Source organism: Pseudomonas sp. 20-5 (genome assembly GCF_056782835.1).
Genome location: NZ_CM165584.1, coordinates 828799 through 844251 on the forward strand (window position 1 = coordinate 828799; position 15453 = coordinate 844251).

15 protein-coding genes are annotated in these 15453 nt (G+C 69.3%); 5 read left to right on the forward strand and 10 right to left on the reverse strand.

Annotated features, from left to right (window positions below; all coding sequences use genetic code 11):
- Window positions 1–23: 23 nt before the first annotated feature.
- Window positions 24–947 (reverse strand): LysR family transcriptional regulator, encoded by a 924-nt coding sequence (locus AC1RB9_RS03915; protein ID WP_003101343.1) that lies wholly within the window; start codon window positions 945–947, stop codon window positions 24–26.
- 139 nt (window positions 948–1086) lie between these two features.
- Here AC1RB9_RS03915 and AC1RB9_RS03920 point away from each other — a divergent pair, with 139 nt between their 5' ends.
- Complete coding sequence (locus tag AC1RB9_RS03920) at window positions 1087–1485, forward strand: RidA family protein (RefSeq protein ID WP_003101334.1); 399 nt, start codon at window positions 1087–1089, stop codon at window positions 1483–1485.
- 31 nt (window positions 1486–1516) lie between these two features.
- Here the strand turns inward: AC1RB9_RS03920 and xth are convergent, their stop codons facing one another.
- From xth to AC1RB9_RS03935, 3 genes are all read right to left on the reverse strand, one after another.
- Window positions 1517–2317 carry an exodeoxyribonuclease III gene (gene xth / locus AC1RB9_RS03925; protein ID WP_003093556.1) on the reverse strand — a complete coding sequence of 267 codons (801 nt, stop codon included), beginning with the start codon at window positions 2315–2317 and terminating at the stop codon, window positions 1517–1519.
- Window positions 2318–2339: 22 nt separating this feature from the next.
- Window positions 2340–2903, reverse strand: a complete 564-nt coding sequence (locus tag AC1RB9_RS03930) for a type 1 glutamine amidotransferase (protein WP_003118177.1) — start codon at window positions 2901–2903, stop codon at window positions 2340–2342.
- Between the two features lie 135 nt (window positions 2904–3038).
- A complete protein-coding gene (locus AC1RB9_RS03935) occupies window positions 3039–3971 on the reverse strand; it encodes an NAD(P)/FAD-dependent oxidoreductase (protein WP_079275405.1) in 933 nt (310 codons plus the stop codon).
- 80 nt (window positions 3972–4051) lie between these two features.
- Between AC1RB9_RS03935 and AC1RB9_RS03940 the strand changes: the two genes are divergently transcribed.
- On the forward strand, window positions 4052–4480 hold the full coding sequence (locus AC1RB9_RS03940) for an Rrf2 family transcriptional regulator (protein ID WP_003115857.1): 429 nt from the start codon (window positions 4052–4054) through the stop codon (window positions 4478–4480).
- A 64-nt stretch (window positions 4481–4544) separates the two neighbouring features.
- Here AC1RB9_RS03940 and AC1RB9_RS03945 read toward each other — a convergent pair whose 3' ends face one another.
- The gene (locus AC1RB9_RS03945) at window positions 4545–6953 is read right to left on the reverse strand and encodes a TonB-dependent siderophore receptor (protein ID WP_023085909.1); all 2409 of its coding nucleotides are present in this window, start codon (window positions 6951–6953) and stop codon (window positions 4545–4547) included.
- A 342-nt stretch (window positions 6954–7295) separates the two neighbouring features.
- On the opposite strand from AC1RB9_RS03945, the gene dkgB reads away from it, so the two are divergent.
- Window positions 7296–8114, forward strand: a complete 819-nt coding sequence (gene dkgB / locus AC1RB9_RS03950) for a 2,5-didehydrogluconate reductase DkgB (protein WP_003454321.1) — start codon at window positions 7296–7298, stop codon at window positions 8112–8114.
- Between the two features lie 49 nt (window positions 8115–8163).
- On the opposite strand, the gene AC1RB9_RS03955 is transcribed toward dkgB, so the two are convergent.
- Entirely contained in the window at window positions 8164–8622 is a 459-nt protein-coding gene (locus tag AC1RB9_RS03955) for a GNAT family N-acetyltransferase (protein ID WP_003144557.1), read from the reverse strand.
- Window positions 8623–8753: 131 nt separating this feature from the next.
- Here AC1RB9_RS03955 and pdxR point away from each other — a divergent pair, with 131 nt between their 5' ends.
- Window positions 8754–10244 (forward strand): MocR-like pyridoxine biosynthesis transcription factor PdxR, encoded by a 1491-nt coding sequence (gene pdxR, locus AC1RB9_RS03960; RefSeq protein ID WP_003454319.1) that lies wholly within the window; start codon window positions 8754–8756, stop codon window positions 10242–10244.
- Between the two features lie 15 nt (window positions 10245–10259).
- Here pdxR and AC1RB9_RS03965 read toward each other — a convergent pair whose 3' ends face one another.
- Window positions 10260–10586: a gamma-glutamylcyclotransferase family protein gene (locus AC1RB9_RS03965; protein ID WP_003093540.1), complete on the reverse strand. Its 327-nt coding sequence runs from the start codon at window positions 10584–10586 to the stop codon at window positions 10260–10262.
- 61 nt (window positions 10587–10647) lie between these two features.
- Entirely contained in the window at window positions 10648–12357 is a 1710-nt protein-coding gene (locus AC1RB9_RS03970; RefSeq protein WP_003101313.1) for an amidase, read from the reverse strand.
- Window positions 12358–12661: 304 nt separating this feature from the next.
- Here AC1RB9_RS03970 and AC1RB9_RS03975 point away from each other — a divergent pair, with 304 nt between their 5' ends.
- Window positions 12662–13378: an SDR family oxidoreductase gene (locus tag AC1RB9_RS03975; RefSeq protein WP_003101310.1), complete on the forward strand. Its 717-nt coding sequence runs from the start codon at window positions 12662–12664 to the stop codon at window positions 13376–13378.
- A gap of 10 nt (window positions 13379–13388) precedes the next feature.
- Here AC1RB9_RS03975 and AC1RB9_RS03980 read toward each other — a convergent pair whose 3' ends face one another.
- Window positions 13389–14420 (reverse strand): FecCD family ABC transporter permease, encoded by a 1032-nt coding sequence (locus AC1RB9_RS03980; protein WP_003119001.1) that lies wholly within the window; start codon window positions 14418–14420, stop codon window positions 13389–13391.
- Window positions 14417–15439: a FecCD family ABC transporter permease gene (locus AC1RB9_RS03985; protein WP_003118181.1), complete on the reverse strand. Its 1023-nt coding sequence runs from the start codon at window positions 15437–15439 to the stop codon at window positions 14417–14419. Before AC1RB9_RS03985 ends, AC1RB9_RS03980 begins: the two co-directional genes overlap by 4 nt.
- Between the last annotated feature and the right edge of the window lie 14 nt (window positions 15440–15453).

Sequence of the window (15453 nt, forward strand, 5' to 3'; positions counted from 1 at the left end):
CAGGATACGCCGCCGCCCTTGTTTCAGAGCGGCGGATGCAACGGCGGCGCATGCCGCGCGATCAGTTCGGCGACCCACTCGATGAACACCCGCAGCTTGCCGCTGACGTGGCGGTTCGGCGGGAACGCCAGGTACAGCGGCATCGGCTCCAGGCTCCAGTCCTCGAACAGCGGCAGCAGCTCGCCGCGGGCGAGGGGCTCGCGCGCCATGTAGTGCGGCAGCCAGAGGATGCCCAGGCCGGCCAGCCCGGCCGCCAGGTAGGCGTTGCCGTCGTCCACCGCCAGCACATGACGGCCCGCCACCCGCAGGCATTCCTCGCCCCTGCGCATGGCGTAGGGCAGGGCCTTGCCGGTGCGCGCCCAGAGGAAGCCGACGATACGCTGGTGGCTGTCCTCCAGTTCGCGCGGGTGGCTCGGCACGCCGGCGCGCTGCAAGTAGGCCGGTGCCGCGTAGACCCCCAGTTGCAGGTCGCCGACCCGCCGCGCCATCAGCGACTGGTCGCGCAGTTCGCCGCCGCGGATGACGCAATCGACGTTCTCGTCGATCAGGTCGACGAGCCGATCGCTCACGCCCAGGTCGATCTGGATCTCCGGATAGCGCGCATGGAACTCGGGCAACGCCGGGATCAGCAGCAGCCGCGCCAGCGGGCTCGGTACGTCGATCCGGAGACGCCCGCGGGGCGCCAGGGCGGCGCTGGAGAGGCTGGTCTCGGCATCGTCCAGTTCCGCCAGCAGACGTACCACCCGCTCGTAGTAGGCGGCGCCGTCGGCGGTCAGGTTGAGCTTGCGCGTGGTGCGGTTGAGCAGGCGTACCCGCAGCCGCGCTTCCAGTTGCTGGACCAACTGGGTGACGCTGGTGCGGCTCATGTGCAGCGTCTCCGCCGCCTTGGTGAAGCTGCCGGTATCCACCACACGGGCAAAGGCCTGCATCGCATCGAAACGGTCCATCGGGACTCCGGGTCGTCGGGGATTGTTTGGATTCTACAAACAGTCATGGCCAGGGTTGCGCGTTTATCCACGGCGCGCACGACCTTACCGTTCTTCCATCGACGATGACGGGGCCGGAGCCCCAGGATGGAGGTATCGCATGACTGTACGCGACGTGGTTTTCCCCGCCGGCCGCCAGGCCCTCTACGAGCGCAACCGCTATTCCCCGGCGGTCCGCAGCGACGGCCTGCTGTTCGTCTCCGGCCAGGTCGGCAGCCGCGACGACGGCTCTCCCGAACCCGAGCTGGAGACCCAGGTCCGCCGCGCCTTCGACAATCTGAATGCGGTGCTCGCCGCGGCCGGTTGCGGGTTCGACGATGTGCTCGACGTCACCGTGTTCATGGTCGACGCCGAGGCCAACTTCGAGCGCATCTGGAAGATCGTCCCGGAGTACTGGGGCGAGGCGCCGTACCCCACGCTGACGGCGGTGGGGGTGAACTGGCTGTATGGCTTCAGCTTCGAGATCAAGGTGGTGGCGAGGTTGCCGGAGGGGCGGTGAGAGCCGATGCGCAGTGCCGGGGCCAGCTCGGCTAGCGCCGGGGCTCTGAGGGACGCCGCAGGCTTACCCAGGCCGGCGCGTGGTCGCTGGCGTGCTCCTCGCCGCGCACCCAGCGATCCACCCCGGCGTCTTCCAGGTGGTCCGCCAGGCTGGCGCTGAGCAGCAGGTGGTCGATGCGCAGCCCGGCGTCGCGTTGCCAGTGCTGGCGGAAGTAGTCCCAGAAGGTATAGATGCGCCGGTCGGGGAAACGCTGGCGTAGCGCGTCCACCCAGCCCTGCCGCAGGAGGCGCTCGAAGCACTCGCGGGACTCCGGCTGGAGCAGGGCGTCCTTTTTCCAGGAGCGGGTGTCGTAGATATCGAAGTCGCTGGGCACCACGTTGAAGTCGCCGGCCAGCACCACCGGATGGCCGCTCTCCATCAGCTCGGCGGCGTGTCGGATGAGGTGCTCGAACCAGGCCAGCTTGTAGTCGAACTTCGGTCCCGGCTGGGGATTGCCATTGGGCAGGTACAGGCTGGCCACCAGCAGGCCGTCGACGGCCGCTTCGAGGTAGCGGCTGTGGGGATCGCTGGCGTTGCCCGGCAGGCCGCGGCGTACCTCCAGCGGCTGGCTGTCGCGGGCGAGGATGGCGACGCCGTTCCACGCCGACTGGCCCTGCCAGATCGCGCCGTATCCGGCCTTCTCCAGCGCCGCGGCGGGGAAGCGCGCGTCGGGCGTCTTCAGTTCCTGCAGGCAGACGATGTCCGGCGCTTCCCGCTCCAGCCAGGCCAGCAGCGCGGCCAGCCGGGTCTGGATGCCGTTGACGTTGAAGGTGGCGATCTTCAGGGTGTCCACCGGTCGCCTCCGCGAATGACGATCAGGCGGCCGCCTGCAGGGCTTCGCCGATGGCTTCGTTGAACGCCTGCAAGTCACCCGGGTTGCGCGAGGTGATCAGGGTCCAGCCGTTCGCCGGGCAGACTTTCACCCGCGTGTCGACCCAGTCCGCGCCGGCGTTGGTCAGGTCGATACGCACGCTGGAATAGGAGGTCAGGGTCTTGCCGCGGGCGACACCGGCGTCGATCAGCAGCCAGGGGCCGTGGCAGATGGCGGCGACCGTCTTGCCTGCGTCGCTGAATTCCCTGACCAGGCGCCGGGCCTCGCTGTCCTGGCGCAGGGTGTCGGCATTCACCGTGCCGCCGGGGACCAGCAGCAAGTCGTAGTCCTCGGCGCGCAGGCCTTGCAGCCTGGCGTCGGAATTGACGATCAGGTCCTTCTCGCTGTCGTGCACCCAGGTCTGCGCTTCGCCGCCCTCGATGGTCGCGTGGGTGACCGTGGCGCCCTGTTGCTTCAGGGTCTTCAGCGGTTCGAGCAGCTCGTCGCGCTCGATGCCGGTGTTGGCGGTGATGACCAGGACGTTCTTGCCTTGCAGCTTCGCGCTCATGGTTTTCTCCTCTGCTGGGGCGCCCGTGGCGGGCGCCGTGGCGTGACATGCAGGAGAGTGGAAAGCTGGAGCGCCGGGGAGTTCGAAAGATTTGCCGGGCGGTGGGCCGGATCCTTGGCCTGTCAGCCTCCGGCGTCAGCGGAACAGCAGCGAATGATGCGCCGCGCCACCGGTGCGCGCGCCGTCGCCCACCGCGATGGCGACGTTGCCGGCCGCCAGCGCCGCGTCGCCGCAGGCGAAGACGCCGGGAACGCTGGTTTCGCGCATGCCGTCGGTCCTGATGAACGGCCCGCTCGGGCCGTCCTCGAACTCGCAGCCGAGCAACGCCGCCAGCGGGCTGGCCATGCGCGTACGCGGCTGGGTGAACAACCCCGCGAGCGTAATCGTGCGGCCACTGGCCAGGGTCACGTCGGCGCGCGCGCCGCCCAGCGCGACCACGGCTTCGCGCTCGATCGTCACGCCGCGCCGGTCCAGCCTGGACATTTGCTCGGCATCCGGTTCGAAGACGCCGTTGAGGAAAAAGGTGGTCGCTCCCCAGTCGGGCAACATCAGGGCGTGGTGGATGGCCAGCGGTGAGGCCGCCAGTACGCCAATCGTCCCGCCGTCCAGTTCGTAGCCGTGGCAATACGGGCAATGGAACACGTGCCGTCCCCAGCGCTCGGCAAGACCGGGGATTTCCGGCAGCTCGTCGGCGACCCCGCTGGCGAGGATCAGCCGGCGCGCGGTGAAGCGTTCTCCGTTGGCGGCCTTCACCACGAAACCGTCCGCCTCCTTCTTCGCCGCGACGGCGGCTTCGGACAGCCACTCGACGCTGGGATAGGCCAGCAACTGCGCGCGGGCGTCATCGGCGATGGCCGCCGGATCGCGGCCGTCCTGGCCGAGAAAGCCGTGGGAGGCCTGGGCGAAGCGGTTGCGTCGCAGTCCCGTATCCATCACCAGCACCCTGCGCCGCGCCCGCGCCAGTTGCATGCCCGCGGAGATGCCGGCGTAGCTGCCACCCACGATGATCACGTCGAAAGTCATGGCGTATCTCCCATTCGGATAGTCACGAAACAACGTAAGTTTCATGAGATGCGCTTGTCAACGCTCTCGTAACTTTTTCTGTAGCGAGACATACTCATGGTCTTTCCGTCACGAGCCCGCCGTTCATGAGAAACGACACCCGCCTCTCGCGCATGCTCCATGTGCTGATCCATATGGCCCGCCACGAAGGGCCGGCGACGTCCGAAGCCATCGGGCAGATGCTCGGCACCAACCCGGTGGTGGTGCGACGGACCATGGCGCTGCTGAAGAACGAAGGCTACGTGAGTTCGGAGAAGGGCCATCGCGGCGGTTGGCGGCTGGCCAAGCCGCTGGCGGACATCACCTTGCTGGATATCCACCAGGCGCTGGGAGCGTCCTCGATCTTCGCCATCGGCCTGTCTACCGATCATCCGGAATGCCTGGTCGAGCAGGCGGTCAACGAAGCGCTCGGCGAGGCGTTCGAGGCGGCGCAGGCGTTGCTCCTGGAGCGCCTGGGGAGCGTCACGCTGGAGCAGTTGGCGAGCGAGTTCGAGCGCCGCTATCGGCCCTGCTGAGGCGCCTCGAAGGGCCGTTCGGACACCGCCGCCGCGCCTGCGGAGGCACGCCGGCGGTCCGGGATCAGAGCGAGTACTTCACCGTGAACATCAGGTTGCGCGGCTCGCCGTAGTTGAGGTTGCCGAAGTCGATGCCGCTGTAATAGTACTTGTCGAACAGGTTGTTGAAGTTCAGCCGCGTGTCGATCCGTTCGTTGACCTTGTAGCCGAGCATGGCGTTGACCACGGTGTAGCCGCCCTGCTGGAAACCGGTGCTGCTGTCCTCGGTCTTGCTCTGGGTGGCCAGGTCGCCGCCGACGCGCCATTTGTGCAGTTCGCCGGGTAGCGTATAGCTGGTGGCGAGCTTGAACAGGTGGCGTGGCTTGGCCGCGTCGAATGGCTTGCCCTCGTTGGCCTTGTTGCTGTCGTGCTTGTACTTGGCGTCGACGTAGGTATAGCCGGCCATCATCTGCCAGTCGTCGCCCAGCGCACCGCTCAGCTCCAGGTCGACGCCCTGGCTGCGGACCTTGCCCGAAGCGCGCGAGCAATAGCGCGAGGTGGGGCTGAAGGGGCATGGCGAGGGGCCGCCGACGTCCTCGGTGGCGCGGTTTTCCTGGTCGATCTGGAACAGCGCGATCTGCGAATTGAGCGCGCCGCCGAAGTGTTCGCCCTTCAGGCCGATCTCGTAGTTCTTGCCGGTGATCGGGTCGAGCAGGCCGCCGCCGGCGTCGAAGTTGCTCTGCGGCTTGAAGATGTCGGTATAGCTGGCGTAGACCGAGTAGGTCTGGTTCAGGTCGTAGATCACCCCGGCATAGCGGGTGACGTTGCGGGTGACCTTGTAGCTGTCGGTATCGGCGTCGGCCTTGTACCAGTCCAGGCGCCCGCCGAGGATCACTTTCAGCGGGTCGGCGAGGTTCAACCGGGTGGTGAGGTAGGCGCCTTTCTGTTCCTGGTCGAGCTTCATGCCCCACAGGCTGGTGTTCAGCCTCGGCTTGAGGGTCGAACTCGGGTCCCACTGGGTCGGGTCCATCGGCCCGGTCGGGGTGCCGTCCTTGTTGAACAGGCTGCCCCAGCCGCCGTGGCCGTCGAAGCGTTCCTGGCGATAGCTGGCGCCGACCACCAGCTCGTGCTCGCGGCCGAGCAACTGGAAGGGACCGTTGGCATAGGCGTCATAGCTGTCGTGGTCGTCGGTGTAGCTGTAGTCGCCGGGGTTCTGGGTCATGCTGGCGCAGCCGGTGGTCGAGTAGTAGCAGTCGTTGTACAGCCCGAGCATGTTGATTCGCGCCCACAGCTTGTCGGCGGCCAGCTTCATCTGCCAACCGTTGGCGAAGCGGTGGGTCAGGTCGCTGAACAGGTGGGTGGTGTCGGTATCCCAGTAGGACCAGTCGGCGCCGTAGTAGGACGAGCGCTTGAGGTCCAGGTGGCGGCCGCCCAGCGGGCTGGGCAGGCCTACCCAGTTGTCGTTGCGGTTGTCGTTCTGGTTCGAGGCGCCGATGGCGAAGGTGGTGTCCGGGCTCAGGTCGGCTTCGGCGATCCCGTAGAACACGCCGCGTTCGCTGCTGACGTGGTCCTGGAAGCTGTTGCCTTTCTGGTAGGCGACCACCGCGCGGCCGCGCAGGGTTCCTTCGCTGTTCAGCGGGCCGGAAACGTCGGCCTCGCTGCGATAGCGGTCCCAGGTGCCGACGCTGCCTTGCAGGGAGGCGCGGAAGTCCTGGGTCGGACGCTTGCGCACCATGTTGATCGCCGCCGCCGGGTTGCCTGCGCCCTGCATCAGTCCGGTGGCGCCGCGCACCACTTCGACGCGGTCGAACATGGCCAGGTCGGCGGCGGAAATGACGTCCTGGGTATAGGTGGAAATGCTCGTCGGCAGGCCGTCGTACATGATGTTGTCGACGTCGAAGCCGCGCGCCGCGTACTTCACCCGGGCCGGCCCGTACTGTTGCACGGTGAGGCCGGTGACGCCCTTCACCGCGTCGTTGAGGTCGCGCATGCCCTGGTCGTCCATGCGCTGGCGGGTGACCACGCTGACCGACTGAGGGGTCTCGCGGATCGACATCGCCAGCTTGGTCGAGGTGCGCATCGCCCGCGTGGTGTAGGAGCCGCTGTCTTCGGTGATGGCGGCGGTGGCCGGGTCCTGGGTGGCGACCACGCTGAGCGCGCCGAGGTCGACGCTGTCGCCGGGGGCGATGCCGGCACCTGTCGCCGCGGCCTCGACCCAGGCGTCGCCGCCCCGTACCTCCCCGCTCAGTCCGGAACCTGCGAGCAGACGCTGCAGTGCCTCGCTTGGCTCCAGCGTGCCGCGTAGGGCCGGTGCGCGCCGGTCGGCCACGGCCGCGCGGTCGAAACGGATGCGCAGGCCGCTGGCGCCCTGCAATTGCTCGAGGGATGCGGCCAGGGGCTGGGCGGGAAGGTCAAGGGCGATGGGAGCGGCCTGGGCGGCCAGGGAAAGCGAGGAGAGACCGAGCAATAACGCACTGGAAACGACGTGTTTCATCTGCAGTGTCCTGGATGGCGGCGCAGGCAGGCCGTTGGCGCGACCGGCTGCGTTTCTTGTTTATGTGGGAAACCGGCGTAGGAATTCGCGGCGGGGCAAGTGTATGTAAATGTAAAAATGGAGTAAATGATAGAGATTATCGTTATCAGTAGTATTCGCAGAAATCCGATGAACTGCGTCCTGCCAGCGGCTGACGGGGATTCTCGCTGCATACCTCCCGTGAAGGCCGTCTGGATTCGTGACTCCAGCGCAAATGAATTTGCTCGATTCGGGTCTTAATCGAAGAGATGTAAGCCGCCACACTGCGCTTCATTCGAGCCATCCCGCCCACGGAGCGCAGCCATGTCGTCCACCATCCACCCCCTCCCGTCCTTCGGTCTCGGCACCTTCCGCCTTACCGGCCAGGTCGTCGTCGACTCGGTGCGCAGCGCCCTCGAACTGGGCTATCGCGCCATCGATACCGCGCAGATCTACGGCAACGAGGCGGATATCGGCCGCGCGATCGCCGAGAGCGGCGTACCGCGTTCCGAGCTGTTCCTCACTACCAAGGTCTGGGTCGACAACTACGCCCGCGAAAAGCTGCTCGCCAGCCTGCGCGGGAGTCTGGAGAAACTGCGCACCGACCGGTTGGACCTGGTCCTGATCCATTGGCCGGCACCCGGCAACGGCGTCGAGCTGGCGGAGTACATGGCGGCGCTGGCGGAAGCCAAGTCCCTGGGCCTGACCCGGCGGATCGGCGTCTCCAACTTCAACATCGAACTGACCCGCCAGGCCATCGCCGCGGTCGGTGCGGGCGAGATATCCACCAACCAGATCGAACTCAGCCCTTACTTGCAGAACCGCGCGCTAACCGCCTACCTCGAGGAGCAGGGCATCGCGGTCACCTCGTACATGACCCTGGCCTACGGCAAGGTGCTGAAGGACCCGACGCTGGCCGGGATAGCCGCCAGGCACCGGGCCACGGTCGCCCAGGTGGCGCTGGCCTGGGCGATGCAACTGGGCTACGCGGTGATTCCGTCCTCGACCCGCCGCGAGAACCTCGCCAGCAACCTGCTGGCGCGCGACCTGCGCCTGGACGCCGAGGACATGGCGCGCATCGCCGGCCTCGAGCGTAACGGCCGCGAGGTCAGTCCGCAGGGCCTGGCGCCGGCCTGGGACTGAGAACCGCGTCGAGGGTCCGCCGCGCCGAGGCTCCGGTCGCGCGGCCGGTTCAGAGCTCGATGCGGTATTCGATCACCCCCGGCTTGTCCGCCACCCAGTCGTACAGGCGCTGCGCCCTGTGGTTGCTTTCCTGGGTATGCCAGTAGAGCCGCGCGCAGCGACGTTCCTCGGCCTGCCGGCGGACGTACTCGATCAACTGCTTGCCGATCTGCTGGCCGCGCACGTCGGGCGAGACATAGAGGTCTTCCAGGTAGCAGACGTCCTGTGCCGCCCAGGTCGAGCGGTGGTAGAGGAAGTTGACGATGCCATGCAGGCGGCTACCGTCGGTGGCCACGGCGCAGTGCATCGGTTCGCCCTCGTCGAAGAAGCGCCGCCAGGTGGCCTCGGTGGCCTGTGCCGAGAGTTCGACTTCATAGAACGCCTGGTAGGCCTTCCAGTATTCGAGCCACTGCTCGAAGTCCTCGGGTGCCACGGGGCGTACCGATACCAGTGTGTGCAGGGATTGCATCCAGTGCTTCCTTCTTTGGCTTGATGGGGCGATCCGGCGGAGGCCGGGACCGAGGGTCTTGACCCGGCTGTTTTTATAGCCGCCTAATGGCTTGCCATACCCCGCCAATTAGATAATCGAGGGCAGACCATTTGTTCAGGCAGTCACTGCTCGAGTCGGTCAAGGCGCGCCTCCTCCATCCACAGCTCCAGGCCCTGCCGCTGCATGCGCGAATCCAGCGCGCGATCCGCCAACTGATCCTCGACGGTGCGCTGGCGCCGGGCAATCCGTTGCCGGCCTCGCGGGCGCTGGCGCAGTCGTTGGGGGTATCCCGCGACACCGTCGAAGCGGCCTATTCGCACCTGCATGCCGAGGGCTTCATCGAGCGTCGGGTCGGCAGCGGCAGCGTGGTCGCCGCGGCTACCCGGCTGTCCCCCGGCCGGCGCGGCGCGGGCGCTCCACGACGGGGCGGCGGCGCGCCGCGACTGAGCCGGCGTGGCGAGGCGATGCAGGCTGGCGGCGGGGTTCGCGAGCAGCTCGTCCCGCGCCCCTTCGCTCCCGGCGTGCCGGAGACCCGCACCTTTCCCCTGTCGACCTGGGAGCGCCTGCAGCGCCAGGTCCTCAAGGAATACGGCGCGCGCGCCCTGACCCATGGCGACCCGCAGGGTGCCGAACCGCTGCGCCAGGCGATCGCCGACTACGTCAACCTGGAGCGTGGCGCACGGGCCACGGCCGACCGGGTACTGGTGCTGACCAGTTCGCAACAGGCGCTGGGTCTTTGCGCCAGCGTGCTGCTCGACGCCGGCGAGCGGATATTCGTCGAGGACCCGGCCTACTACGGCGCGCGCAAGGCCTTCGAGGCCGCAGGCCTGGAGTGCCTGCCGGTCCCGGTCGACGAACAGGGCCTGCGGCCCGAGCCGATCCTCGCCCAGCCGCAGGCGGCGCGGGCGCTGTGCCTGACCCCGTCGCACCATTACCCGACCGGCGTGACCCTGTCGCTGGAGCGCCGCCTGGCGCTGATCGAATGGGCGCAGCGGCAGCAGGCATGGATCATCGAGGACGACTACGACAGCGAGTTCCACTACGCCGGCCGGCCCACCGCCTGCGTGCAAGGCCTGGACGCCCACGAGCGGACGCTCTACATCGGCACGTTCACCAAGTCGCTGTTTCCCGGCCTGCGCATCGGCTACATGGTCCTGCCGCCGGCGCTGGTGGCGCCGATGACCGTCGCCCGCTCCCTGCAGGACGGGCACAACGCCTCGCTGGCGCAACTGACCCTGGCGCGCTTCATCGCCGGCGGCCATTTCGGCGCCTATGTGCGCGGCATGCGCAATCTCTACGGCGAGCGCCTGGGATTCCTCGCGGAGCGGGTGGGCAAGCGTCTGGGCGGCCTGGTCGAGCCGCGCGTGCCGGCCGGCGGGCTACAGATGCCCGGACTGCTTTGCGCGGGAATCGACGAAACGCGCGCCGTCGCGGCGGCATACCGCGCCGGTGTCGAGCTGGTCGGGCTCAGCGCCCTGCATCTCGCCGCGCCACCGCGAGCGGGTTTCCTGATGGGCTTTGCCGCCTACACCACGGACGAGCTGGAGGCGGCGGTCGGGGTCCTCGCGAAGACCCTGCGCGGTTTGCGTGCGAATCCCTAGGCCGCCGGCAAGCGCTCAGTCGCGCAGGGCGTAGACGTAGGCATCGACCTGGGCGCCGTCGGCCAGCGTTACCCGGGTCGCCACGCGCCGGTATTCGGTGCCTTCGAATTCATCCAGCGCGGGCCAGTGCTCGGCGAGGCGGTCGGAGACGAACACATGGCCGTGGATTTCCTCGCCGTCGGCGTCGATCGCCAGGCCCGGAAAGCCCATCCCGGCACCCCAGCCCTTTTCCAGCAGGCGACCGCGGAGGCTGGCCGCCTGCCATTGCCCGCCGATCTTCTGCATCAGGTGTTCGTTGGGACGGCCGGGGCCGAGGCTGCCGTAGACGAAGAGTCGCTGCATCGATAACTCCCTTGAACGGAAGAGCGTGGGCGCAAGACGCGAAGCCTTCCGCCCGCGCCTTTCACTTGCTTGCCAGCGGTGGAGTACGCGGCGGCACGATACGCCGCGAGCCGGTCGACTCGAAGGCCGCGGCGAAGCGCAGCAGCGCCGAGTCGTCGTAGGCGCGGCCGGCGAAGGTCAGGCCCACCGGCATGCCGATGTCGGCCATCACCCCCATCGGTACGGTGACCGTCGGCACGCCGAGGTGGCGGATGGCGAGGTTGCCGTTGGCGACCCAGACACCGTTGCTCCAGGCGATGTCGGCCGAGGCCGGGTTGACGTCGGCGTCCGCCGGGCCGACGTCGGCGACGGTGGGGAAGAGCACGGCGTCCAGGCGCAGGCGTCGCATCCACTCCTCGAGGTCGATCCGCCGGGTTTCCTCGAGGCCGCGCAGGCCATCGGGGAGGGTCGCGATCCGGTCCCAGGGCTTGATGCCGCGCTCGGCCATCCGCACGTATTCGTCCATGCCGGCGGCCAGGTCGCCCTCGCGGTTGGGCAGGGTGCCGGGGTCGTGGGGGAAGATCTGCGGGCCGTCGACATCCGCCAGGCGGTTCAGCTTCGGATCGCCATTGGCGCGCAGGAAGTCGTCGAAGCCCCAGGCCGAGAGTTCCCACAGCTCGTCGTGGAGGAATTCCTTCGACACCAGGCCGCGGTTGAACACGGTGGGCGCGCCGGGTCGGTCGCCTTCGCAGTTCGACACCAGCGGGAAGTCCACCTCGATCACTTCGGCGCCGGCGGCTTCCAGGGCCTTGCGCGCCTGTTCCCAGAGGGCGATGACCGAGGGCCGGGTATGGATGCGCTGGCCGGTCGGGCCGCCGATCCCGGGGGACTCGCTGGTGCCCGCATCGGGGTCGGCGTTGATGAACATGCGCGGCACGCCGAAGCGCTTGCCGGCCAGGGCCTCGGCGCCTGCGGCCAGGGCCGGGTAGCTCGCCGGGCGTACCTCGGAGGCCTTGGGGATCGGCACCCAGGGCTGCATGCGCCAGAGGTCGCCGCGGGTATCGGGATCGTCGGCGACCACTACGTCGAGGATTTCCAGCAGGTCGGCCATGCTCCGCGCATAGGGCACCACCACGTCCATGGTCGGCGTCAGCGGCCAGTTGCCGCGCACCGAGATCACCCCGCGCGAAGGGGTGTAGGCGCACAGGCCGTTGTTCGACGCCGGGCCGCGCCCGCTCGACCAGGTTTCCTCGGCCAGGCCGAAGGCGGCGAAGCTGGCCGCGGTGGCGGTGCCGGCGCCATTGGAGGACCCCGAGGCGAAGGGCGCGGTGAGGTAGGCGGCATTGTACGGGCTCTCCGCGCGGCCGTAGACGCCGCGCTGCATGCCGCCGTTGGCCATGGGCGGCATGTTGGTCTTGCCCAGGCAGATCGCCCCGGCGGCGCGCAGGCGCTCGACGGTGAAGGCATCGCGCTGGGCCACCAGGTCCTTGAACGCCGGGCTGCCGGAAGCCGCGGTGAGGCCCTTGACCAGGTAGCTGTCCTTGGCGGTGTAGGGAATGCCGTCCAGCGGACCGAGGGGCTCGCCACGCGCCCGGCGGGCGTCGGAGGCCTGCGCTTCGGCCAGCGCATCGGGATTGCGCACCACCACCGCGTTCAGCGCGGTGGGCGTGCCGGGTGCATCGTAGGCGTCGATCCGCGCCAGGTAGGCCTGGACCAGTTCGACCGCCGTGGTACGACCGGACTCGAGCGCGTCACGCAGCTCGGCGATGGAAACCTCGGTGACCTCGATCATGCTGTCACCGCCTGGCGAATGGAGACGGGGAGACCGTTAGCGACGCTCATCATCGTTCCTCTTGTTCTCTGCTTGCTGCGACGGGGGCCGCGAGGCGGCCGGGTCGATACAGGGGATGCAGTGTACATCCTGGCCGGCGCTCGCGGCTTCCCTGGCGGGGCGCGGCAACGGCCTCGCAGGTCCTGGCCAGTGTCTGGGGTTGCCGCCGAAGCGCGGCGTCGGAGAAAGTCCGCGGGCTGTCGCCGGCCGCCGGCGAGGCGTAAGGTGCGGCGTCGGGGGGACCATTTCACACAGGGGAATCGTCATGACGAATCATCGTACCGCGCTGGTCACCGGCGCCACCCGTGGCATCGGCCTGGCCCTGGCCAGGCGCTTGGCGGCCTCCGGCTGGAGTGTAGTGGGCATCGCCCGCCATGCGAGCGACGACTTTCCTGGACGTCTGCTGTGCTGCGACCTGGCCGATCCTGCGCAAACCGCCGAGACGCTGCGCGGATTGCTCTCGGAAAGCGCCGTGGATGCCTTGGTCAACAACGCCGGGATCGCCTTGCCGCAAAGCCTGGAGAACCTCGACCTGGCCGCTCTGCAACAGGTCTTCGACCTCAACGTGCGGGTCGCCGTGCAGCTTGCCCAGGCCTGCCTGCCGGGGCTCAAGCGTTCGCCGGCGGGCCGCATCGTCAACCTGTGCAGCCGGGCGATCCACGGCGCCCGCGAACGCACCGCCTACGCCGCGGCGAAGAGCGCGCTGGTCGGGGTGACTCGCACCTGGGCGCTGGAGCTGGCGCCGCTGGGCATCACGGTCAACGCGGTGGCGCCCGGGCCGATCGAGACCGAGCTGTTCCGCCAGACCCGCCCGGTCGGCGGCGAGGAGGAACGGCGGATTCTCTCGACCATCCCCATGCAGCGGCTCGGGCGGCCGGACGAAGTGGCCGCGCTGATCGAGTTCCTGCTCAGCGAGGGCGCTTCGTTCGTCACCGGCCAGGTGATCGGTGTCGACGGCGGCGGCAGCCTGGGCGGTCGTTGAGGCCGGGGCTTCAGATCCGGCGGCTGCGCAGCAGTAGCCAGAGCAGGTAGAAACCGCCGAGCAGGCCGGTCATCAGGCCGATCGGCAGGTTGGCGACGTATGCCAGGCGCTGGCCGAGCAGGTCGGCGGCCAGCAGCAGGACCGCGCCCATCAATGCGCCGGACAGCAACGGCACCCCGGCCGAGCGGGTCAGGCGCCGGGCCAGTTGCGGGCCGGCCAGGGCGATGAAGGCGATGGGGCCGGCCGCGGCGGTGGCGATGGCGGTCATGCCGACGGCGACCAGAACCATCTGCAAGCGCACGCGCTCCACCGCCACGCCGAGCTGGGCGGCGCTGGCATCGCCCAGCTCCAGCACTTCCAGGCGACGACCGTGGTACAGCGCCAGCGGCACGCTGGCGAGCAGGCCCAGCGCTGCCGGGACGACGTGCGACCAGGTCCGGGTGTTCAGCGAGCCGGCCAGCCAGAGCTGGGCGTACATCGCCTGGTCGAGGTTGCCGGTGACCAGCAGCAGGCTGTTCAGGCCCGACAGGCTGGCGCCGACACCGATGCCCACCAGCACCAGGCGGTAGCCGCCGGCGGTGGCGCCCCGGCGCGCCAGCAGCACCACCGCCAGCGCCGTGCAGAGGCCGGCGGCCAGCGCCGCCAGCGAGGTGGCCAGCGGGCCGGCATCGAACAGGATGATCTGCACGATGGCGCCGCTGGCGGCGCCGGTGGTGAAACCGATGACGTCGGGCGAGCCCAGCGGATTGCGCGAGATCGACTGGAAGATCGCCCCGGCCATGCCCAGCGCGGCGCCGACCAGGCAGGCGGTGAGCACCCGTGGCAGGCGTACGCGCTGGACGATGCGCTGGGCGGTGGGGTCCTGGCCCTGGCCGAGCAGGCTGGCGAACACCTCTGCCGGGCCCAGCGCCAGGCTGCCGGTCCCCAGCAGCGCCGCTGCCAGCGCCAGTCCGACCCCCGCGAGGACCAGGCAGGCCAGCGCCGCCCGTGGCCGCCAACGCAGCGACAGGGAGCCCAGGCGCAGGGCGTGGAGACCGTTCACAGGCGGCTCAGGCGGAAGCGCCTGACCAGGACGATGAAGGCCGGTCCGCCGAGCAGCAAAGCGACGATTCCGGCGGCGATCTCCGCCGGCGCCGCCAGCAGCCGCCCGAGGATGTCGGCGCCGAGCAGCAGGCCGGCGGCGATCAGCGCCGAGAAAGGCAGGATCCAGCGCTGGTCCGGTCCGGCCAGCAGTCGCGCGAGGTGCGGGGCGACCAGGCCGACGAAGGCGATCGGCCCGGCCAGGGCGGTCGCCGCGCCGGCCAGCAGCATCACCGCCAGGCAGGCGAGCAGCCAGGTCAGGCGCAGGTCGACGCCGAGCGCCCGGCCGATCTCCTGGCCCAAGGCCAGGGCATTGAGCCTGGCGGCGAGGGCGAAGGCGGCGGCCAGCCCGGCGCCGATGGCCAGGCCCGGCCATCCGAGCAGGGCGAAGCCGCTGCCGGAAAGCGAGCCGGCGGCCCAGTGGCGGAAGCGGTCGAAGACTTCCGGCGGGGCGTTCAGCACGATGATCCCGGTCAGCGAGGCGAGCATCACTGACAAGCCGGCACCCGCCAGCACCAGGCGCACCGGGTTGGTGCCGGTCTCGCGGGCCTGGCCGAGAAGGAATACGGCGATGCCGGCCAGGCCGGCGCCGAGGAAGGCGCAACCGAGGTACTGGCCCATGCTCGCCAGGTCGAACAGCGCGACCCCGACGATCACCGCCAGCGCCGCGCCGGCGTTGATCCCCAGCAGGCCGGGTTCGGCCAGCGGATTGCGCGTCAGCGCCTGCATCAGCGCGCCGGCCACTCCCAGCGCCGCGCCGGCCAGCAGCGCCACCAGGGTGCGTGGCAGGCGCAGTTCGCGTACCACCAGGTGGCGATCATCGTGCGGATCGACGGCTTGCAGGGCGTCCAGGGTGACCGCCAGGGGCACCGGCCGCGAGCCCAGCGCCAGGCTGGCCAGGGCCGCCAGCGCGAGCAGCAGCGCGCCGGCGAGCAGGCCCCAGGCGCGCAGGCGCCGGCGGCGCATCGGGGACGCCTGCATGAGCGGACTTCCGG

Bases quoted from the DNA above. Each gene is read 5' to 3' on its own strand.
- AC1RB9_RS03965 (WP_003093540.1), bottom strand. From the start codon at position 10,586: ATGCAGCGACTCTTCGTCTACGGCAGCCTCGGCCCCGGCCGTCCCAAC.
- AC1RB9_RS03985 (WP_003118181.1), bottom strand. From the start codon at position 15,439: ATGCAGGCGTCCCCGATGCGCCGCCGGCGCCTGCGCGCCTGGGGCCTG.
- AC1RB9_RS03970 (WP_003101313.1), bottom strand. From the start codon at position 12,357: ATGATCGAGGTCACCGAGGTTTCCATCGCCGAGCTGCGTGACGCGCTC.
- AC1RB9_RS03955 (WP_003144557.1), bottom strand. From the start codon at position 8,622: ATGCAATCCCTGCACACACTGGTATCGGTACGCCCCGTGGCACCCGAG.
- AC1RB9_RS03920 (WP_003101334.1), top strand. From the start codon at position 1,087: ATGACTGTACGCGACGTGGTTTTCCCCGCCGGCCGCCAGGCCCTCTAC.
- AC1RB9_RS03945 (WP_023085909.1), bottom strand. From the start codon at position 6,953: ATGAAACACGTCGTTTCCAGTGCGTTATTGCTCGGTCTCTCCTCGCTT.
- dkgB (WP_003454321.1), top strand. From the start codon at position 7,296: ATGTCGTCCACCATCCACCCCCTCCCGTCCTTCGGTCTCGGCACCTTC.
- AC1RB9_RS03975 (WP_003101310.1), top strand. From the start codon at position 12,662: ATGACGAATCATCGTACCGCGCTGGTCACCGGCGCCACCCGTGGCATC.
- AC1RB9_RS03930 (WP_003118177.1), bottom strand. From the start codon at position 2,903: ATGAGCGCGAAGCTGCAAGGCAAGAACGTCCTGGTCATCACCGCCAAC.
- AC1RB9_RS03915 (WP_003101343.1), bottom strand. From the start codon at position 947: ATGGACCGTTTCGATGCGATGCAGGCCTTTGCCCGTGTGGTGGATACC.
- AC1RB9_RS03940 (WP_003115857.1), top strand. From the start codon at position 4,052: ATGAGAAACGACACCCGCCTCTCGCGCATGCTCCATGTGCTGATCCAT.
- AC1RB9_RS03935 (WP_079275405.1), bottom strand. From the start codon at position 3,971: ATGAAACTTACGTTGTTTCGTGACTATCCGAATGGGAGATACGCCATG.